Origin of the sequence: Actinomycetospora atypica, from assembly GCF_042653685.1 — a bacterium.
GTDB classification, from domain to species: Bacteria; Actinomycetota; Actinomycetes; order Mycobacteriales; family Pseudonocardiaceae; genus Actinomycetospora; species Actinomycetospora atypica.
Window position 1 is genome coordinate 1 of the sequence record NZ_JBHSIV010000020.1, and the last position, 20,482, is coordinate 20,482.

General features: G+C 74.2%; 15 protein-coding genes. 8 read left to right on the forward strand and 7 right to left on the reverse strand.

Annotation, left to right across the window (positions count from 1 at the left end):
* Positions 1-98: 98 nt before the first annotated feature.
* The gene (locus ACFPBZ_RS17920; protein ID WP_378037454.1) at positions 99-1,160 is read right to left on the reverse strand and encodes a GNAT family N-acetyltransferase; all 1,062 of its coding nucleotides are present in this window, start codon (positions 1,158-1,160) and stop codon (positions 99-101) included.
* Between the two features lie 223 nt (positions 1,161-1,383).
* Between ACFPBZ_RS17920 and ACFPBZ_RS17925 the strand changes: the two genes are divergently transcribed.
* Complete coding sequence (locus ACFPBZ_RS17925) at positions 1,384-2,565, forward strand: serine hydrolase domain-containing protein (RefSeq protein WP_378037455.1); 1,182 nt, start codon at positions 1,384-1,386, stop codon at positions 2,563-2,565.
* A gap of 65 nt (positions 2,566-2,630) precedes the next feature.
* Here the strand turns inward: ACFPBZ_RS17925 and ACFPBZ_RS17930 are convergent, their stop codons facing one another.
* From ACFPBZ_RS17930 to ACFPBZ_RS17950, 5 genes are all read right to left on the reverse strand, one after another.
* Complete coding sequence (locus tag ACFPBZ_RS17930) at positions 2,631-5,030, reverse strand: xanthine dehydrogenase family protein molybdopterin-binding subunit (RefSeq protein ID WP_378037456.1); 2,400 nt, start codon at positions 5,028-5,030, stop codon at positions 2,631-2,633.
* 88 nt (positions 5,031-5,118) lie between these two features.
* Complete coding sequence (locus tag ACFPBZ_RS17935) at positions 5,119-6,234, reverse strand: alkaline phosphatase family protein (RefSeq protein WP_378037457.1); 1,116 nt, start codon at positions 6,232-6,234, stop codon at positions 5,119-5,121.
* Positions 6,235-6,373: 139 nt separating this feature from the next.
* Positions 6,374-7,147, reverse strand: a complete 774-nt coding sequence (locus ACFPBZ_RS17940; protein ID WP_378037458.1) for a hypothetical protein — start codon at positions 7,145-7,147, stop codon at positions 6,374-6,376.
* Positions 7,144-7,869 (reverse strand): hypothetical protein, encoded by a 726-nt coding sequence (locus tag ACFPBZ_RS17945; RefSeq protein ID WP_378037459.1) that lies wholly within the window; start codon positions 7,867-7,869, stop codon positions 7,144-7,146. Before ACFPBZ_RS17945 ends, ACFPBZ_RS17940 begins: the two co-directional genes overlap by 4 nt.
* A gap of 149 nt (positions 7,870-8,018) precedes the next feature.
* Complete coding sequence (locus ACFPBZ_RS17950) at positions 8,019-8,840, reverse strand: alpha/beta fold hydrolase (RefSeq protein ID WP_378037460.1); 822 nt, start codon at positions 8,838-8,840, stop codon at positions 8,019-8,021.
* Positions 8,841-9,015: 175 nt separating this feature from the next.
* On the opposite strand from ACFPBZ_RS17950, the gene ACFPBZ_RS17955 reads away from it, so the two are divergent.
* Genes ACFPBZ_RS17955 through ACFPBZ_RS17985 form a run of 7 tightly spaced genes read left to right on the forward strand, consistent with a single transcriptional unit; the run spans position 9,016 to position 19,421 of the window.
* Positions 9,016-9,654, forward strand: coding sequence for a nucleotide exchange factor GrpE (locus tag ACFPBZ_RS17955; RefSeq protein WP_378037461.1), 639 nt, complete (start codon positions 9,016-9,018; stop codon positions 9,652-9,654).
* The gene (locus ACFPBZ_RS17960) at positions 9,647-11,299 is read left to right on the forward strand and encodes an Hsp70 family protein (protein ID WP_378037462.1); all 1,653 of its coding nucleotides are present in this window, start codon (positions 9,647-9,649) and stop codon (positions 11,297-11,299) included. Before ACFPBZ_RS17955 ends, ACFPBZ_RS17960 begins: the two co-directional genes overlap by 8 nt.
* Positions 11,296-13,938 carry a fibronectin type III domain-containing protein gene (locus ACFPBZ_RS17965; RefSeq protein WP_378037463.1) on the forward strand — a complete coding sequence of 881 codons (2,643 nt, stop codon included), beginning with the start codon at positions 11,296-11,298 and terminating at the stop codon, positions 13,936-13,938. The genes ACFPBZ_RS17960 and ACFPBZ_RS17965 overlap by 4 nt, the downstream gene beginning before the upstream one ends.
* On the forward strand, positions 13,938-15,131 hold the full coding sequence (locus tag ACFPBZ_RS17970) for a TRAFAC clade GTPase domain-containing protein (RefSeq protein ID WP_378037464.1): 1,194 nt from the start codon (positions 13,938-13,940) through the stop codon (positions 15,129-15,131). Before ACFPBZ_RS17965 ends, ACFPBZ_RS17970 begins: the two co-directional genes overlap by 1 nt.
* Positions 15,128-17,653 (forward strand): GTPase-associated protein 1-related protein, encoded by a 2,526-nt coding sequence (locus ACFPBZ_RS17975; protein WP_378037465.1) that lies wholly within the window; start codon positions 15,128-15,130, stop codon positions 17,651-17,653. Before ACFPBZ_RS17970 ends, ACFPBZ_RS17975 begins: the two co-directional genes overlap by 4 nt.
* A 2-nt stretch (positions 17,654-17,655) precedes the next feature.
* On the forward strand, positions 17,656-19,266 hold the full coding sequence (locus ACFPBZ_RS17980) for a TRAFAC clade GTPase domain-containing protein (protein WP_378037466.1): 1,611 nt from the start codon (positions 17,656-17,658) through the stop codon (positions 19,264-19,266).
* The gene (locus ACFPBZ_RS17985) at positions 19,263-19,421 is read left to right on the forward strand and encodes a hypothetical protein (RefSeq protein WP_378037467.1); all 159 of its coding nucleotides are present in this window, start codon (positions 19,263-19,265) and stop codon (positions 19,419-19,421) included. The genes ACFPBZ_RS17980 and ACFPBZ_RS17985 overlap by 4 nt, the downstream gene beginning before the upstream one ends.
* A gap of 33 nt (positions 19,422-19,454) precedes the next feature.
* On the opposite strand, the gene ACFPBZ_RS17990 is transcribed toward ACFPBZ_RS17985, so the two are convergent.
* On the reverse strand, positions 19,455-20,477 hold the full coding sequence (locus ACFPBZ_RS17990; RefSeq protein ID WP_378037468.1) for a uroporphyrinogen decarboxylase family protein: 1,023 nt from the start codon (positions 20,475-20,477) through the stop codon (positions 19,455-19,457).
* Positions 20,478-20,482: the final 5 nt, after the last annotated feature.

Consider the following 20,482-nt stretch of genomic DNA (forward strand, 5'->3'; position numbering starts at 1 on the left):
CAGTGTCCGCGATGTGCTGAGACATCAACTGTCTTCGATGTCCTGAGCACAGACAGGGGGCTATGGGCCCTCTTTCTGCTCACGAGCGCTACGCGCACCTACTGGCGCGCCGCGTGGGAGACGAGCCACTCGCCGTCGAGGTGGCTGCACAGCGACGTGGTGGAGCCGAGCAGCCCGAGCACGGCCGCCTCGGCGTGCACCAGCGACCGCGCGTTCTTGCGCACCACGACGCCCGGGCGCCCGATGAGCCCGGCGGTGCAGGGCTCCAGGCGCCCCTGCACGGCCCCGGCGCCCGCGGCGTCCGCGCTGGCGATCAGGTGGTCGAGCACCGGGTCGGCGTCGGTGCCCGCGATGCCCACCTGCAGCACCTCGGCCACCCCGCCGGGCTGGAGCAGGTAGAGGAACCAGCCGAGCACCCGGCCGTTCGTGTTGCGCACCAGGCGCGCGGTCAGGTCGCCACGGCCGAGCCCGCGGATCTCGTCGAACGCCCACGTCAGCCAGGCCGGGTCGTAGTCGGGCCGCAGGCGCAGGCGACGGCCGGCCGCGGCCACCTGCTCCGCGAGCACCTCGGGCGTGAGCTCCTCCGTGGTCCCGGCGGTCCGGGCCACGGCGGGCGTGAACCGCGCGCTCACCGCGTCCACGGGCCTCGTCAGGAAGCCCGCGCTGCGCGCCAGGCCCGGTCGCCGGCGCCCGACGAGGCTCGTCGCGGTGGCGCCGGGGCGCAGCACGCGGAACCAGGCGACGGAGCCGCCGGTGAGCTCCTGGCCGCCGAGGCGCAGCCAGAGGTCGCGGGAGTCGTCGTTGGCCCGGTCGGCCAGCGTGAACTCCTGCGGACCGGCGAGGAGCTTGCGGTTGAGCAGCGCGCCGACCCCGGACGCGCGGGCGTCGGGGTGCGCGACGAGGTTGCTGCTCACGGCCATGCGGACCTTCCGCCCGTCCACGACCATCCGCCGGGTGCTCGCCGCGATGAACCCGACGATGCCGCCCTCGGGCGAGGAGTGCACCAGCGAGGGGATCTCGGGGTCGGCCCAGGGGTCGTCGAAGAGGATCCGCTGGAGGTAGGGAGCCACGCGCTCGGCGGGGGCGCCGCCCATGACCTGCGCGAACAGCGTGCTCACCTGGGGGAGATCAGAGCGCTCCAGCGCGCGGATACCGGCCACCCGCGGCACCTTACGTCGCTCCGGGTGTCGCTCCCCCGCCACCGTCACGGCCCGGGCGGTTCACCCGGTCGTGTCCGCCGGACGGGACCCAGGTCCCTCGTCCGGGGAGGCGTTGATCGCGGAGCCTGGTGACCCCCCGGTCGCCCCGTCCGGCGCGGTGGTCGCGCCGGCCCCCGGGCGCCCCGTGTCCGGCCGGGCCACGGCCCGGCGGGAAGGACGACCCGTGCCCCGGTCCCTGACGACCGCCCTGGCCGTGATCGCCTGCGCCACCGCGCTGGCGGCCGGCCTCGCCTCCTGCTCCCCGAGCCCCGCCGCTCCTCCGGCCGCTCCCCCTGCCACTCCTCCGGCCACTGCGGCGCTGCCGCCCGACGTCGTCGCCCGGATCGACCAGCTGGCCGGGAGCGCCCTGACCGGCGGCATCACCGGGGCCGTCGTCAGCGTGTCCGACCCCGCCCGCGGCACGCTGCTCAAGGCCTACGGGACGGCCGACACCGCCGGCACCCCGATGACGGCCGACATGCACTACCGCATCGCGAGCGTGACCAAGACCTTCACCGCGCAGGCGGTGCTGGAGCTCGTCGGCGAGGGTCGGCTGTCGCTCGACGCGCCGCTGGCGCAGTTCGTGCCCGACGTGCCGAACGCCCCGGCCATCACGGTCCGCGACCTGCTCGCCATGCGGGGCGGCGTCTACGACTTCACCGACGACCCGGGCTTCGACGCCCGCTACGCCGCCGACCCGACGCTGCCGGGCTGGTCGGTCGCCGACGTCCTCGCGATCATCCGCGCGAACCCCGACAAGGCCAAGCCGCCGAACACCGCGACCGTCTACTCGAACTCCGAGTACGTCCTGCTCGGCCAGGTCATCGAGAAGGTCACCGGGCGACCGGCCGCCGCCGTGCTGGACGAGACGGCCGCGGGCCTGGGCCTCACGTCGACCACCTGGCCCGCCGGCAACGAGCTCCCGGCCCCCTTCTCGCGGGGCTACATCTCCACCGGCGACGGCCAGACCCCGCCGCCCTACCGCGACGGCACGCTCTCGAACCCGCTCGTGCCCGACACCGCGGGGGCGCTGGTCTCCACCGTCGCCGACATGACGCGCTACGCGCCGCTGCTCGCCACCGGCGCGGGACTCGCCCCGGCGGTCGCGGCCCAGCGGCAGACCTGGGGCCCGCTGACGACGTCGGGGCCGCGGCTGCAGTACGGGCTCGGCATCACCCAGCTCGGCGACTGGGTGGGCCACGACGGCTCGATCGTCGGCTACAGCGACATGGTCTTCTACCTGCCCGCCCAGCGGGCCACCGTCGTCGTGATGGTGAACGCCGCCGACGGGGCCGCGGTGCCGTCCCAGGCCCTGTGGGGCGAGATCGTCAAGGTGCTCTACCCGGGGTCGCTGCCCAGCTGGTGACCCCGGACGACGAGAAGGGGGCGGAGCCAGTGGCCCCGCCCCCTCACGTCGTCCTCAGCCTGGCGTCAGGCCGGACGTCCCCCGTCGGGGACGTGCTCGGTCTCCGCCTTGCCCGCGTACTCCGGGCCGGCCTGGTGCCGGGTGGCCGGGTCGGAGGCCGAGGCACCGTGGATCGCGCGCCACACGGCCTCCGGGGTCAGCGGCATGTCGATGTGCCGGACCCCGAGGTGGGACAGCGCGTCGATCACCGCGTTGTGCACCGCCGGGGTGGACCCGATGGTGCCCGACTCGCCGATGCCCTTGGCCCCGATGGGGTTGAGGTGGGTCGGCGTCTCGGTGTTGGAGACCTCGTAGGAGCAGAGGTCGGCCGCCGTCGGGATCGTGTACGAGGCGAGGTTGCCCGAGGTCGGGTTGCCGTCCTCGTCGAAGGTGACCCGCTCGTAGAGCGCCTGCGAGATGCCCTGCGCGATGCCGCCGTGCTGCTGGCCCGCGACGAGCATCGGGTTGAGGATGCGCCCGCAGTCGTCGACCGCGACGTGGCGGCGCGGGGTGACCATGCCGGTGTCAAGGTCGACGTCGACGACCGAGATGTGCGAGCCGAACGGGAAGCTGGACTGGCCCTGCTTGAAGTCCAGGTCCTCGCGCAGCGGCTCGCCCTTGCCGCCCTCGAGGCCGGTGCCGTCCTCGGAGGCCTGGGCGATCTGCTGCCAGGTCACCGCGGAGCCGCCGACGCCGCGGACACCGAAGCCGTCGTCGGAGTGGTCGATGTCCTCGACCGAGGCCTCGAGCAGGTGCGCCGCGATCTCGCGGGCGCGGGCGACGAGCTCCACCGACGCGTTGTGGATCGCCGAGCCGCCGGTCTGCAGCGACCGGGACCCCAGCGTGCCGGCGCCGGAGCGCACGACCGCGGTGTCGGAGTGGACGACCTTGATCTTCTCCATCGGCACGCCGAGCACGGACGACGCGAGCTGCGCGAACGCGGTCTCGTGGCCCTGCCCGTGGGCGGACGTCCCGGCCATCACCGTGAAGGTGCCGTCGGGGTGCGCCTGCGCCATGCCGTACTCGCCGTCGAGCCCGAGCGGCGCGGTGACCTCGACGTAGGAGCCGACGCCGATGCCCATGGCGACGCGGTCGCCCGCGTCGCGGCGGCGCTTCTGCTCGGCCAGCAGCTGGTCGTACCCGGAGGCGGCGATGACCGCGTCGAGGGACTTCTCGTGGTCGGCGTTGTCGTACTGCGCGCCGGTCAGCGAGGTCATCGGGAACTGCTCGGGCTGCAGGTAGTTCATGCGGCGCATCTCGAGCGGGTCGACCCCGATCTCGTCCGCGGCCATGTCGATGATGCGCTCGAGCAGCTGGGTGGCCTCCGGGCGTCCGGCGCCGCGGTAGGCGCCGACCGTGGTGGTGTTGGTGACCACCGTCTTCCAGGAGAACTCGATCGCGGGGATGTCGTAGACGCCCTGCGCGAGCAGCTGGGTGAGGCTCGGCAGGATCGTGCCGACGGCCGGGTAGGCGCCGCCGTCGCCGATCACCGACGCGCGCAGCCCGACGATCTTGCCGTCGCGCTTCACGCCCAGCTCGACCCACTGGACCTGGGCGCGCCCGTGGACCATCGAGAGCATGTTCTCGGAGCGGGTCTCGTTCCAGCGGACCGGCCGGCCGAGCACCATCGCGGCCTTCGCGGCGATCGTGTACTCGGGGTAGGCGGTCGCCTTGGGGCCGAAGCCGCCGCCGACGCGCGGCGCGATGACCCGCACCTGGTCGGCCTCGAGCCCGAGGTCGCCGGCGATCGCGTCGCGGGCGCCGTGCGGGGTCTGGGTCGACAGGTAGAGGGTGATGCCGCCGTTGGGCTCGCCCGGCTGCACGACGCAGGCGTTCGGCTCCATCGGGACGCCGGCCAGGCGCTGGTTGAGGAACTTGCCCTCGACCACCACGTCGGCCTCGTCGAAGATGCCCTCGACCTCACCGGTGCCGGCGCCCGCGACGAGGTTCGACTCGGTGCCCTCGAAGAGCACCGGCGCGTCCGAGGCGTAGGCCGCCTCGATGTCGGTGACCGACGGCAGCGGCTCGATGTCGGGGAAGACGGTCTCGGCGGCGTCGAGCGCCTCGCCAGCGGTCTCGCCGATGACGACGGCGACGATGTCGCCGACGAAGCGGACCTTGCCCTTGGCGAGGTGCGGGCGGGACATGGCGTCGGGGACGACGCCGGGAAGGCCGGGACGGTCGGCGACGTCGAGGTCGGCGGCGGTCCACACCGCGACGACGCCCGGCATGGCCTTGGCCTCGTCGACCTCGATGCTGCCCAGCGTGCCGTGCGCCATGGGCGACCGGACGAACACTGCGTGCAGCGAGCCCTCGATCGGCAGGTCGCCCGTGTAGGCACCGGCGCCCGTGATGAGTTCGGCGTCCTCGGTGCGCTTCACCGCATGGCCCAGGATCGAGCCGCCGGTATGGGTCGTGACGGTCACGCGTGCTCCTTCGCGCTCGTGTGTTCGCGCTCTCGCGAGCGACCATAACCCGAACCGTGTGAGGGCGCGCACAAGAGAAAAGGTGCCCTCAGCTGCGGGTCGACACCGACGTCGAACCCGCATCCACGGGGTGCAGGAGCAGCGGGACGAGGCGCTCGGCGCTCGTCGTCGACCCGTGCTGGCCGGGCAGCCGCGCGAGGACCGGTTCGGACTCCGTGCGCACCACGGCGGCCGTCCCGGTGGTTGCGACGACGAGGTCGGGCACGCGGGCGAGGACGGCCTCCTCGACGGGGCCGAACCAGCTCTCGTCGAGGGCCTGCTCCTTCCCGACGACGACCGCGTCGGGACCCAGCGTCGCGGTCCAGGCCGCCCGGACGTCGGCGGTGGTGCCGGGCCGGGTGTAGAGGAGCCGGGCGCGGGGGTCGCCGCCGACGAGCGGGTCGCCCTCGCGCAGCGCCGGGTCGGTGTCGGCGTCGTACCGGCGGTCGACGGCGACCATCCCGTGGTCGCCCGTGACCGCGAGGAGCGTCCCGGCCGGGAGGTCCTCGGCGAGCATCGCGACGAAGTGGTCGACCATCCGCAGCTGGGCGCGCCACGCGAGCGAGCCGGGGCCGTGCAGGTGGCCGAGCTGGTCGAGGTCGGCGTGGTAGCCGTAGACGAGGCCGGGCGGGGACTCCAGGATCTGGGCGGCCAGGTCGCCGAAGGACCCCACGCCCCGGTAGGTCGCCCCGCGCAGGGCGGACCGGGTGAGCCCCGACTCCCGGTAGGCGCGGTCGGAGACGACCGTGCACGCGACGTCGGTGCGCTCGAAGACGGTGGGGCGCGGCTGGACGCGCTCGGGGGCGAGGCGTTCGCGGAGGTCGGTCGTGCCCTCGGTCCAGGTGAGGGCGTCGAGCAGGGTGTCCTCGACCCGGAAGCGGACGCCGAGGGTCCCGTGGGCGCCCGGCGGCAGACCGACGCCGAGGCTCGTCACGCTGATCGGGGTGCTCGTCGGGAACCCGACGGTGAGCGGGCCCGCGTCGGCCAGGGCGCTCAGGAACGGGGCATCGGCGGCGTGCGCGTCGAGCAGCTCCCGGCCGAGCCCGTCGACGAGCAGGAGTACCGCGTGCCGCGCCGGCGGGAGAGCGAGGTCCCCGGACGCCGGGTCGAGGGGGTGGCCCAGGGAGGCGAGCAGGGCCGGGAGCACGGCGTCGAGTCCGGTCATGGTCGTCAGCCTGCCCGTTCGACCTGCGGTCCCGTGCGTGCGTTCCCGTGCTCAGGCACGGAAACGCACACACACCCAGAGACGACGACCGCCCGGGACGTCGCGACGGACGTCCCGGGCGGTCGGGAGTGCAGGTCCCCTACAGCGAGAGCAGGCGGTCGAAGAACTCGCGATAGCGGCGCAGCGCCTGGCGCAGCTCCTCGGTCCCCGGCTCGTTGTTGCCGCTCCACTCGGCCTCGAGCTCGGAGCGCTGGTCGCGGAACACCCGGCTGACCTCGTCGAGCACCTCGCCGACGAGCTGGTCGGCCTCGGTCACCGCGCGGCGCGGCTCGTCGACGAAGCTCGCCTGCACCTCGGTCCAGCGTCCGCGGAGGCGGTCCGAGGCGGTGGGGTCGAGGACGCTGACCGAGTCCTCGCGGCCGTCGTGGTCGTGCTGCCCGGGCTGGTCACCGTGCTGCCGGGTGTAGCGGCCGGCCTCCTGGCCGCCGCCGGGTTGCCCGCCACCGGGCTGACCCGGCTGGCCGCCCTGCATCGGCTGGCCCTGGCCCGGGTGCCCCTGCATCGGCTGGCCCGGCTGCCCCTGACCCGGCTGGCCCGGCATTGGCTGCCCCTGGGGCGGCTGCCCCTGCATGGGCTGGCCCTGACCCGGCTGGCCCTGGCCGGGCTGGCCCGGCATCGGCTGACCCTGGCCCGGCTGGCCGCCCTGCATCGGCTGCCCCTGCGGGGGCTGGCCCTGCCCGAAGCCTCCGCCGTCAGGTCCCTGCCCGGTGCGCGGGTCGACCGAGCGGCCGTCCCCGCCGCGGCCGTCGGCGGCGTGGCTGCCGTCGGGGTGGCCCTGCGGACCGCGCTCGTCCCCCTGGCGATCGTCCGAGTAGCGGCCGTCGGCCCTGGTGTCGCCCGAACCCGTGCTCATCGTCGGCTCCCGTCGTGGTCGCGTGTCTGGTCATCCGGGTGGCCGCCCGCGTCGCCGCGGTCGTCCCGCCCGTTCCCGCGGTGTCGGCCCGGCCCGTCGGGGCCCTGGCCGGTCCGGTCGTCGCGGAGCCCGTCGCCGCGGTCGTCCCGGCCGCGGCCCCCGCGGTCGTCGTGTCCCCCGCGGCCGTCGCCGCGCTCGTCGAGCAGGGCGTCGACGAGGCTGCGGTAGGAGGTCACCGCACCGCGCAGGTCCTCGGTGCCGGCACTGCCGTTGCGGTGGGCGTCGCGGATGCGGCGGGCCTCGCGGTAGTTCTCGACCACCTGCGGGTGCTCGACCGACACGTCGGCCGCCCGCTGGTCGAAGTCGTCGACCGGGTAGCCGCGCTCGCGCATGATCGTCGTGACGAGCGAGTCGGCCTTGTCGACCGCGCCGCCGGGGTCGTCGACGAACTCCGCCTGGATCATCTTCCAGTCGCCCTGGAAGCGGTCGCGGGTCTGCGGGTCGAGCGGCCGGAGGTCGAGCTGGTCGTGGCGCTTGCGGCGCCCTGCCAGCTCCTTCTCCGCCTCGGCCTTGCTGCCGGTGCTCTCGACGGCCCGGTCGTACTCGGGGCCGAACTCCTGCCGCAGCTGGTCGGACCGTCGTTTGCGGGAGATGGCGACGGCGGCGCCGGCCAGAGCGGCCAGGACGACCACCACCACGATGACGATGATGACGGTGGTCATGGCGAGCCCTCCGTCGGGCTGGGGTTCATGACGATCATCGTCGTCGGGCGCCCGGACGGGATCAATCGGCCGTCAAGCCGCTGGTGCTGTAGGTCACACGGCCGTCAACCGAATGCCCTAAACCTCGACTCGCCGTCCCACGCGACTCCTCACCCGGTCGTGGCGCGGGCTCCACGCTGCAACAGCGCCCCGACCTCGGTCAACCACTCCTCCCGATGGGCGGTCTCGTCGTGGATGACGTGCCCGGCGCGGGGGAAGCGGCGCAGCGTGACGTCGGGGTGCGTGCCCACCAGCGCGGCCGCGGCGCTCGCGGGGAGGACCGACCCGCTGTCCTCGCCGGCGGCCAGCACCCGGACCGGGACCGTGACCGGCGTGGTGAGGTCGAGCGCGGCGAGCGCGGTCCCCTCCGCGACGGCACCGAGCGCCTCCGGGTCGACGTCGAGCAGTCCGCGCGCCCGGGCGTCGAGCACGTCCGGGCCCTGCACCTCGGCCGCGGGGCGCCCCCCGAGGACCGGCATCGCCCCCAGCGCGGTGGCCACCGCGGCGGGGTCGGCACCCCGGGTCTGCCAGCGCGTCACCTGGTGGCGCAGCGCCCGGAAGATCGGCGCCAGCGTGGCCACGTCGGCGGTCCGCAGCGGCGGGTCCTCGAGCAGCGCGGCCCGAATCAGGTCGGGGCGGCGCTGGGCGAGGGTCCACGCGACGGCCCCGCCCAGCGAGTTCCCGACCACGAGCGCGGGCCCGACCTCGTCGAGGAGCGCCTCGACGTCGGAGACGTAGCCCGCCAGGTCGTAGCCGTCGGCGACCCGGGGCGAGTCGCCGTGACCCCGGAGGTCCGCGCGCAGCACGCGCGCCCGGTCCCCGAGGGCCTCCGCGGCGAACCCGAAGGTCCGGAGACTGTTCCCGACGCCGTGCAGGAACAGCAGCGTCGGCGCGTCCCCCCGACCCGACTCGACGACGTTCAGCGCGACCATGACCATCAGTTTCCACGGGCGCCGCCACACGCGTGACTCGAACGGCGCAACATCATGGCGTCACGATCGCGTGACCTGGATCCCCGTGGTCACTTCGAGTAGAACTCATCCCGGGGCGCACGGTTCCCGGCCAGTACGGAACCGTCGAAGTGCACGACATGGGGGAACGGCACTGATGACGTTCAGTGACACTGCCGCGCCGGTCGACGCCAAGGGCGACGACGCCGCGGCCCCGTCGTCTTCCGGGTCCCGAGAGCAGCGCGCTTCCCCCGACGACCTCCTCCTCGGCGAGCTCGAGGGCATCCGGGCGCACTTGGCCACGTTGGTGGCGGAGACAAAGCGATCTGCGGACCACGCCCGGGCGCGCGAGCAGGTGATCGTCCGCCAGGGCGACGAGCTGGACGCGCTGCGGGCGGAGCGTCGTGGAAGCCACCTCCGCCCGCTCGTCGTCGGACTGCAGAAGCTGCGGGCCGAACTGCTCGCGTCCGCCCGGGACCCGGCGCCCGGGGCCCAGCTGCGCGGGCTCTTCGAGTACTACGCCGACTCGGTCGAGGCGATCCTCGAGAGGTGCGGGGTCGCTGCCCTCCCAGTGTCGCCCGGCGACGAGTTCGACCCCGCCCGCCATGTGCTCGTGCGCACCCGCGCCTGCACGGAGCACGAACACCGCACCGTGCTCGAGGTACTGGCGGAGGGCTGGACCGAGCGGGAGGCGGGTCGCGTCCTCGCTCCGGCCAAGGTCGTCGTGGGACGACGCGGGACCGCGGAGAACCGGACCGACGACGAGACCACGACCCAGGAGCACACGGATGTCTGACGCGGTGAGAACGGTCTTCGGGATCGACCTCGGGACCACCTACTCGGTCGTGGCGCGGGTCGACGAGACCGGGAGACCGGCCATCGTGCGCAACGGCGAGGGCGAGGAGATCACGCCGTCGGTGGTGCACCTGGAGTCCGCCACCAACGTGGTCGTCGGAAACCAGGCCAAGCAACTGGCGAAGATCGAGCCCGACCAGGTCGTCTCGCTCGTCAAACGACAGATGGGGACGGACACCGTCTACGCGTTCCACGGCACCGAGCACTCGCCGGAGTCGCTCTCGGCGCTGATCCTCAAGCAGCTCGCGGGCGGCGCGGAGAGCGACGACCCGGTCACCGACGTGGTGATCTCCGTGCCGGCCTACTTCGGGATGCGTGAGCGGGACGCGACCCGGAAGGCGGGCGAGATCGCCGGCCTGACGGTACTCGGGATCGTGCCCGAGCCCGTCGCCGCGGCCGTCCACTACGAGATGAGCCAGGACGCGAACGGGCGGACGATCCTCGTCTACGACCTCGGGGGCGGGACCTTCGACACCACCGTCATCAGTGTGGGGGACAACGAGATCGAGGTCATCTGCACCGACGGCGACAAGTACCTCGGCGGCGCGGACTGGGATGCGCGCCTCGCCGAGCACCTGCTGAACCGCTTCGTGGAGCAGGCAGGCCCGGACGAGGACGTGCACGCCAGCGACGAGGCCGTGCAAGAGGTGGCGCTGCGCGCCGAGGAGGTCAAGAAGGCGCTGTCGAAGTACGAGTCCCGAGCGGTGAGCCTGAAGCTCGCGGGTGTCGCGGCCCGGTTCGAGGTCACCCGGGCCGAGTTCGAGGCCATGACCGAGGATCTTCTCGAGACGACCGTCACCATCGTGCGCCGAACCCTCGGGACCCTGGGCACCAAGCGTCCGGGCGCGACGATCGACGAGGTCCTGCTCGTCGGTGGATCGACCAAGATGCCCGCGGTCGCAGCCCGGCTGGCCGAGGAGTTCGGCTGGACGCCCAAGCTCTTCGAGCCCGACCTCGCAGTCGCCAAGGGCGCGGCCATCTGGGCGCTCTCCCAGCTCGTCGTGCGGGAGGAGGAGAAGGCCCGGTCCGGCGCCGCGTCGACCTCGGAGGCCGAGTCGGACGCGGACGCCGCCCGGGCCAGGATCGCCGCCCGTACCGGCCTCCCTGAGGCGACCCTCGCGAGGCTGGCGCGCAAGCGCACCCGCAACGTGCTCTCGAAGGCGTTCGGCGTGCGGTTGATCGACGAGTCCTCCGGGGCACGACGCCCCTACGTCGAGCACCTCGCGTTCGCCAACGACGTCCTGCCCACGGGCGACCGGCCGTTGGAGGCCCAGACCATCGACGACGGCCAGACCGGGGTCCAGATCGAGCTCTACGAGCAGGCCGGCACGGTCCCGAGCGCGGACCTCGCCGACAACATCCCGATCAGTGGCGGCGCGGGCTCCATCGACGGCATCCCGGCCAGGCCGGCCGGCGCGCCGATCGACATCCTCCTGCGCATCGACGACGAGGGGCTGCTCTCGGTCCGCGCGACGCACCGGGAGTCCGGCAAGCGCCTGGAGATCGCCGTGACCATCGGGGCGCTCACGCCGGAGGAGGTCGACGAGGCGACACGCGTCGTCGACGCGATCGCGGTCAGCGGATGACCGCGTTCGACCAGCGGGCTTACGAGAACGAGGTCGTCCGGCCGCTCCGCAACCAGGTCGGGGATCTGCCGGACGACCTGCTCGCCCGCTACGCGGTCGATCCAGCCTCCTCCCGGGACGAGCTCGAACGGCGACTCCGCGAGGTGCGGGCCTACTGGAACAACAAGGCCCGGAGCGCGAGCACCGTCGGTCAGGTGTGCGCCGCCTTCCTGCGCGCCGATGAGAACCTCCGGGCCACGCACGGCGAGACGGCGATGCTCGACCCGGGCTGGTGGCGGAGGCAGCAGAGCGAGCGGGCGCGCGCCCGACCGGCGGCGATCGCGACGCTGTCGCGGGAACTCGCGTCCTACTACGGGCCCCTCGGCGCCCTCACCGTCGACCAGCTCGCGGGCGCCGCCAGGGCGCACCCCGACCTGACACCGAAGGAAACCGAACGGGCGGCGCCGCAGGCCGGACTGGAGGTCGTCGAGAACCGGGACCTCCCCGGGCCGGGCGACGCCGGGATCGCCCGTGACGTCCTCCGAGCCATCGGCGCGGAGACCGCGGCCGCCGGGGCGCGGTCCGTCCCCGAGGTGGTGCACCCCGGCGGCGGTGAGTTCCGGCTGCTCGACGGCTTCGCCCCGGGCCGACTCGACGAGGCGGCGGTCACGACCCGGCTGGACGCCCTGCACCGCGGCCGGGACGGCGCCGCGAGCGGCAAGGCCAGGCACGTGCTCGGCCGGCTGCGGAGCGCGGCGCGATCGGGGGTCGACCTGGAGGTCGTCGCCCTGGTCCACCTGCTCGAGGAGGCCCGGCGGGCCCGACGGAGCGGGGTGCCACCGACCGGGCTGGTCCGGGTCCTCACGCAGCGGGGCCTCGTGGAGGCCGAGGCCCGTCGTGTCGTGGTCCACCTGCTGGCCGAGGACACCGCGGCCGCGGACCCGCTCGACGAGCTACGCGACCTCCTGGCCGAGGGACGCCCGGTCGCCGCGGGCCGGCTGCTCGCGGGGCTCGGTCCGGCCGACGCCAATGCTGGGCGGGTCCTGCTGGAGCGGCACGCCGCCCAGGTAGAGACCCTGCACGACGCCGCCCGCGAGGCCGTGGCGGACGGGCGGCCGGACCTCGCCGAGGAGAAGCTGCGCGCCGCGGTCGACCTCGCCGGTGACCGCGACGACCTGACCGAGGAACTCGCCCGGCTGCCCGTCGCCCCGGTGCCGGACCTCGACGTGGCCGGGGACGGCGTCGCGGTCCGCGTGTCGTGGACCGCCGCTCCGGGGCACCGCGACGACACCGCCTACTGCGTGGTGCGCCGGGAGGACCGGTCCCCGGTGGACCATCGGGACGGGCTGGTGGTGGCCACGGTGGTCGGCTCGTGCACCGTCCGGGACCAGGAGCCGCCGGTCGGGCGCCCCGTCCGGTACGCGGTGTTCGCGGCCCGCACCGCCGCCGGTCCGTGGTCGACCCCCACGGTGGGGAGCATTCGTGTGGTCCCGCCGGTGGGCGATGTGGTGGTCCGCGGTGAGCAGGACGCCGTGACCGCCCGGTGGGCCACGCACGGGGACGTGGTGAAGGTGCTCGTCCGGCGGTCCCGGGCCGTTCCCGGCGCGGTGGCCGGAGACGTCGCGAGCGGGCGGCGGTCCTTCCGCGACACCGATGTGGTGGTGGGTGCGGACTACCGGTACGAGATCGTCGCCGTCTACCTCGGCCCGGACGAGCACGCGGAGCTCCGCTCCGAGCCCGTCGTCGTGCGCGGCGGGGCGCTCGCCGAGGCCGCCCCCGTCACGGAGCTCGAGGTGGCGACCGACCACGACGCCGTCGACCCCGGGCTGGTCGTCCGGTGGCGGAATCCGCCGGGCGCCGAGGTCGAGCTCCGGACCGGACGGACGGTGCCGCCGGGGACGCCCGGCGCGTTGCTCGACGACGCGGAGGTGGACGGCTGGGGCCGGGCCGTGGACGGGTCTCCACAGACCGAGGGCGACCGGGCGGTGCTGCGGTTGCCGGTGCCGAGCGGTCTCGTGCACATTGCGGCCTTCACCCGTCGGCCGGTCGGGCGGGTGGTCGGCGCTGCGTCGACGTTCGAGTTCGTGGCGCCGCCGCGGCGACTACGCGCGCAACGCCGGGGCGACCACGTCCTGCTGTCGTGGATCTGGCCGGACGACGTCCGGGTCGCCGAGGTGCGGTGGTCGGGCGGGCGCCGGCGGCTCACCTACTCGGAGTACAAGGACCGGGGTGTCCTGCTGCCCCCGACGGCCACTGGTGTGGTGGAGGTGCGGACCCTGGTCGACTCCGGCGCCGGGCACAGCGTCTCGGAGCCGGTCTCCGTGGCGCTCGAGGCCCGCGCCCCGTCGGTGTCCTACCACGTCCGCCGGACCGGGGGCTTCCTCTGCGGGCCGCGGGAGGCCGTGGTGACGGTGCCGTCCGGTCAGGGTCCGGGCTCGGTCGAGATCGTCCTCGTCGTCGCGGTGTCCCGGACGAGGCCGGAGACCGTGGACGACGGCCGGGAACTCGGCCGCGCGGTCCTCGACCTCTCGAGCCCGGCCTCGGGCGAGCTGCGGGTGCGCCTCCCGAAGCTGCGACGCCCGAACTGGCTGTGCTGCTTCTCCGCGACCGACGACGTCGTGCTCCGCCACCCGCACCCGTCTGAGCTGAAGGTGTCCTGATGCCCCGCGTGGCCTGTCCCTACTGCTACGAGCGGATCGACGACGACCGGCTCGCCTTCCGCTGCCTCGGCCACGGCGCCCCGGGCGGCGACGCGACCACGTGCCGGCCGGCGCTGGACCCGACGCGCCAGAAGCTCACGGGCTATGCCGGTCCGTCGAACCCCGTGTTCCGGGCACCGGGCGTGCTGCGGTCCCCCAGGCGCGCGAAGTGCTCGAGCTGCGGGGGCGGGACGGGAGCCCGGGCCTGTCCGGAGTGCCACACGCCGCTACCGACGACCTTCGTGGGAAGCAGCAGCCCGCTGATCGGCCTCGTGGGCGGCAAGGGCGCCGGCAAGACGGTCTACCTCACGGTGCTGGACCACGAGCTGCGGGCCAATGTGAGGAAGCCGTTCGACGCCGATGTACGCCCCGTCGGGGACGAGCACGGCGGGGACTCGACCACGGCGGGTCTCCTCGCTAGTGCCCAGCGGGCGCTGTTCGACGACGGGGAGCTGCTCGAGCAGACCGCCAAGGCCGTCGACGGCCGCAAGGAGCCCGTCGTCCTGCAGTGGCGACAGCCGTACCGCTCCATCGGCCGCGAGCGCCATCGCACCACCCTCCTGTCGTTCTACGACACCGCCGGGGAGGACCTGACCGACCGCGCGTCGGTGGAGTCCCAGCGCTACCTCGGGGCCGCCGACGGTCTGATCGTCCTGCTCGACCCGTGGCAGCTCGCGGCCGCCCGCGACCAGCTCGACGTCCCGGATGCCGCGGTCGCCGGCGCGGAGGCCCCGCTCGCGGTCCTCACCCAGCTCACCGAGGCTCTGCGCGCGGCCCACGGGGTCCGGCCGACGAAGCGGATCCGGCGACCGGTGGCGGTGGTGTTCGCCAAGCTCGACGCGCTCTTCGACACGCTGGAGCCCTCCGACGCGGTCTTCGCCCGTCCGCGGAAGGAGGGGGGGTACGACGACGCTGACGGCCAGGCGGTCCACGAGTCCATCGCCTCGTTGCTCCGGCGACTCGGGGCGGACGAGATCGACAGCCAGCTGCGGGCCAACTACGCCGACTTCCGCTACTTCGGGGTCTCGGCGCTCGGCAGCCCACCGGACTACAAGAGCAAGGAGGTCGACCCCGGCGGTGTCCGGCCCTTCCGGGTGGAGGACCCGCTGCTCTGGCTGCTCTGGCGCAAGAACGTGATCGAGCGCCTGCGATGACGGACACGATGTCGCCCTTCGGAGCGCTCTACTACACGGACTGCCTCCCCGGCCAGGGACTCGGTGGCGGCGCGGGGTTCCAGTTCCAGGCGCGCTCCGAGCACCTGGACGACGACGTGGAGCGCGCGGTGACCCGCGCTGGTCTGTACGAGGTCCCGCCACGCTGGATGCGGGAACGGCGGCCGGTCGATTCCTACCCCCTATCCCTGGCCCACCTCGCCCTGGACGACGGGGGCGGCTGGATGACCGCGGCAGGGCGCTACCTCGGGCAGGAGGCGAACGGCCACCGGGACGGCAACCAGTTCACCCACGCGGTCGTCACGCGGGACGTCAGGTCCTACGCCCTGGTCCGGCCCGCACAGTTCTGGGCGGCACCCTGGTGGTCCGACACCCCCGCTCCGACCACGACGTGTCCGCCCGTGCCCGCGAACCCGACCCCCGGGCCGTGGACCACCGAGGCGGTGCGCGACCACGTCCGCCGGTCCCCAGGTCGGCTCACCGCGCTGGTCTCGGCGCTGGGCGCTCTCCGCGGACCGTCCCGACGTCGGGTGCTGCTGGTGACCGACGACGCCTCCGAGGCCGCCTGCTGGATCGCGGCGGGGACCCTGCTGCTCGACCGGCGCCGCGCCCTCGCCGTCGGCTTCAAGATCTTCGTCCTCGACCCGGACCGCAGCCCGCACGACGTCCTCGCCGTTCATCCCGACTGGTCAGCACCCTTCGAGCGCAACGGTGGCTATCTCGTCCTCGACCTCCGCTCCTCCGAGGTGCCGGACGTCGAGACGAGCGACGACGCCCGCTTCTGGGTGCCGCGCTTTCTCGCGGGCGACCCGCTGGACGTCGTGGACGCCGTCGAGCTCGCAGGCCAGCTCGCGCGGGAGATCGATGCCGCGGGCTCCCTCCCGGGAGCGGTGGAGCGTGGGCTCGCGAGCCTCGCGGTCGGCGTCGACGACGACCTCCCCCCGGCCGAGCTCCGGGCGGTCGCGGAACGGCTCGAACTGGCACGGGGCAGCGCGCTGGACCTCCTCGGCGCCCCCGCGCTCGGCGCCCTCGCCCAGCGGTCCGGCGACGCCGAGGCGCTGCGTTGCCTCGACACCGCGGTCACCCGCCGCGCCGGGCTGTCCCAGGCGGAGGAGCTCGGCTGGGCCGACGTGGCCGCGGACGTCCGTCGGCGTCTGTTCTTGCTCGAGGTCGACGCCGCCGGGCGCGGGGTCCCCGCCGAGCGACTGCCGCTGCTGCCGACGGGTCACGACGGGACCGAACGGTCCCGCCTGGAGCGGCTCCCCGCCCCCGAGGCGCTCGCCCTGGCCGATCGGCACGGCGTCGACCCGTCGGACGAGACGGTCGAGCGGTTCGTCGTCGGCTGGGCCGACCACCCGCGGGACGACGCCCGCGCCCGGGAGTGGCGCAGCCGGCCCCGGGTCCTCGATGCCCTCTACCGCGAACTCGACCGACGGCTGCGGGTCGACGACCGGGCCGCGCGGACGGCCACGGACGTCGCCGAGTTCTGGTGGTCCCGGCCGGAGGAGCTCTGGCGGTCGATCCCCGTCCTCGGAGCCGTGTCGGAACCCCCGGGCGTGAGTCGGCTCGATCTCGCGGTCGCCCGCGCTGCGTTCCGGGCCGGCGGCGAGGCGCGCGGGACCGCCCTCGCCCGGATCGCCGGCGAGGCGGGGGCGTCACGCCCCGACGTCGACCCGTGGACACTGACCTGGGATCTCGTCCTCGGCCGCGGGCAGGTCGGCAGCCGGGAGGTCCGCCGGTTCCTCCAGGTCGTCCCCCCCGACGCCCGATCCGAGGCGCTGGCAACGGTCGCCTACGCCTCGCTGCTCGTCGCGCCCGGATTCGACGACGACGCCCGGACTGCGCTCGCCCTCCTCGAATCGGCGGGCTGGCCGCCGCAGCACTTCGGGCACGCCTATCCGCCCGACGATCCCGAGATCGCCGTGGTCGTCGACGCCCTGCGGGCCGGGACCCGGCTCGACCGGGCCGAGGATCTCGGTCACCACCTGGCGCGGGCGCGGCGCGGACCGACCGCCACCGACCAGCGCCGCCTGTGGCAGGCCCTCGTCGCGGGCAGCCCTGCCCTCGGCGGCCGGGTGCTCCGGGCCTGCGGACCGAACGTTGTGCGCGAGCGGACCGTCGTCCCGCTGCTCCTGCAACGCGCGCGGGCCGAGGGCACGCGGGTCGGCGATCCCGGGGCGGTCGCCGTCCTCTTCACGCTCGCCGTCCTCGACCGGCGCGGGCGGTCGGAGTACGGGGACGCGCTGCTGACCGACCTGGCGGGACCGGTCCGCGGCCTCGGCGACGTCGGGCTCCGTGCGGTGCACCGCAGGCTGCTGGACGACCCGGAACGCCCCGCCGACGACGCCGTACCCGAGCGCTGGCGGCAGTGGGCAGGGTCCCTCGCGGCGCCGTCCCGGGCCACGACGCCCCGCGCCGCCGCACCGGACGGGAGCCGACCACCTCCGGCGGACCACCCGGAGAAGCGCCCCCGCAAGCCGTTCCTGCCCTGGAGGAGGAGCTGACGATGAACGGGCTGGTGACGTTCCTCGCCATCGTCGGCGCGTTGGTCTGGGGCACGTTGGTGTGGCTCTTCTACACGGGGCTGGTGATCCCCCTCGCCGGGTGGGGTGTGCTCCTCGGCCTGCTCGTCGGGGCGCTGGTGGGCGGAGCAGTGGCGCTCACGACCCCGTTCCGGCAGGACCATCGTCTGATCTCCGCCCGCGACACACAGGACGAGGCACACTTCCGGCGACTGCGGTTCGGCCACCAGCGGGACCACGTCTGGCCGCACTACCTGGCTCGCCAAGCGACGATCGACCTGGAGGCGATGGCGGGAGCGACGACCGGGACGGCGTTCGCGCCGTGGGCCTGGCTCGGGGAGCACCTCGGCGATCTGGCCGAGGAGGTGCCGCCGTGGATCGGGCTCGCCGTCCTCCCCTTCGCCGCGCCCTTCGCCGCGGTGCTCGGGCTCTGGTCCGTCGGTGTGATGGTCGGCCTCGTGATCGTGTGGGCGGTCAGCGTGCCCGTGCTGCTCGGGGCACTGGCGGTGTGGGGCGGGTTCGGGTGGGGTCTCCGCAGGTTCGACGAGCTGAGGCGTCGGCGTCGGCGTGCCCGCGCCTCGTGCCCGATCTGCTTCCACCGCACGAACCGCCCGAGCTACGCCTGCCGCGGCGAACGGTGCGACGTGATCCACCGGGACGTCCGGCCGAGCCGCCTCGGGGTGCTCTCCCACCGTTGCCGGTGCGGCACTCCCATGCCCACGACCGTCTCCCGCGCGGGGCTCGACCACGTTCCACAGTGTCCGTACTGCGACCATCCGCTCGAGGCCGGGTCGGGGGTGCTCACCGACGTGAGCATCCCGGTCCTCGGGCCCGCCTCGGCCGGGAAGACGAGCCTGATCTACGCCGGACTGGCTGCGCTTCAGGCGGTCGTCCGCCGGGCGGGCGGCATCCTCGAGCCGGGCTCCGGTGCGAGTGAGCGTTCGTTCGAGGAGGGGGTGACGGCGGTTCGCACGGGTCACGTCGCGAAGACCGAAGCCGGCCTGCCCACCGGACTGGTGGCCCGACTGAGAGTCGGGAGGTCGGCCGCGCTGCTCCACACCTTTGACGCTGCCGGCGAACGGTTCGCCGACCACCGGCTCAACCGCGAGCTGGGCTTCCTCGACAGCGCGGAACAGATGATCGCGGTCGTCGACCCCTTCTCGATCCGTCGGGTCGCCGATCAGGTCCCGCGCGAGATGCTGGACGACGACCACGCCGCCCCCGCGCGATCCGAGCCGGTGGAGGCGTACCGGACGACCGTGCAGCGCCTCGTCATCGACGGCGTCGACCTGCGGCGGGTGGCGCTCGCCGTCGTGGTGGTCAAGGCGGACCTCCTCGTGGAGCTCCCGGTCTCAGGCCGACTCGGGTGGTCGACGAGCCCGGACTCCGCGATGGTGCGTGATTGGCTGGAGCGGCAGGGCCAGGACGATCTGGTCCGGGAGGCCGACCGGGACTTCGCGGAGGTGAGGTACTTCTTCGTCTCCTCCGTCACCGGCGTCGACCCGGACCACGCGCACTCGGCGGCCGCTCCCCTGCTCTGGCTCGGGCGCCGGGCGGGGATCCCGTTGCCCGACTCCACGAAGGCACCGGCATGACCGGCCCGCCGCGACACATCTCGCTCTTCCGCTGGGCCCTCGTGGTCGCGGTCCTCGTCGCTCTCGTCGTCACCGCGGCCGTGCTGCCGTGGAACGAGGTCCTGACGACGCTGGACCCGTGGGTCGACGGGCTGCGCCGGGACGAGTCGTCCTGACGGCAGGGCCGCAGCCGGCGGGGCCCGGGCGGCTCAAGCCTGCTCCGCCCGCAGGATCGCCGCCGCCCCCGCCATCGCGGCCATCTTCCCCTCCGCGGCCTCCCGCGGCAGGTACTTCATGCCGCAGTCGGTGGCGATGACGAGCTGCTCGGGCGGCATCCGGTCGTAGGCCCGGCGGACCCGGTCGGCCACCGTCTCCGCCGACTCCACCGCGGGGTCGGACAGGTCGATCACGCCCAGGATGATCGTCTTGTCGGTGAGGTCGGAGAGCACCCCGAGGTCGAGGCCCGACTGCGCGGTCTCGATCGAGATCTGGTCGACCGGGCTGCCGGCGAGCTCGGGCAGGAACGAGTAGCCCTCGGGCCGGGCGTGGATGATCGCGGCGTAGCCGAAGCAGATGTGGACCGCGGTGGTGCCGGTGACGCCGTCGAGCGCGGCGTTCAGCGCCGCCAGCCCGTACTCCCGCGCCGGCTCGGGCCGGGCCTGCATGTAGGGCTCGTCGATCTGCACCACGTCGGCGCCGGCGTCGAACAGGTCCCGGATCTCGGCGTTCACCGCCGCCGCATAGGCCATGGCGGCGGCCTCGTCGTCGGGATAGTGGTCGTTCTGCGCCTGCTGGGACATCGTGAACGGACCGGGCACCGTGATCTTGATGGTGCGGTCGGTGTTCGCGCGCAGGAACTCGACGTCGCGGCGCTGGATCGGCCCGGTCCGCCGGATCTCCCCCGCGATCCGCGGCACCGGGTTCGGGTGGCCGCTGCGGTCGAGCGCGGTGCCCGGGTTGTCGACGTCGACGCCCTCGAGCGCGGTCGCGAAGTGGTTCGAGTAGCTCTCCCGGCGCATCTCGCCGTCGGTGAGGACGTCGAGCCCCGCCCGCTCCTGCGCCCGGATCGCGAGCAGCGTCGCGTCGTCCTGGGCCTGCTCGAGGAACTCCGGGTCGACCCGCCACAGCTCCTTCGCCCGCACCCGCGGGGGGAACCGGCCGGCGAGCTTGGCGCGGTCGATCAACCAGTCGGGCTGGGCGTAGCTCCCGACGAGACTCGTGGGCAGCAGCATCGGTG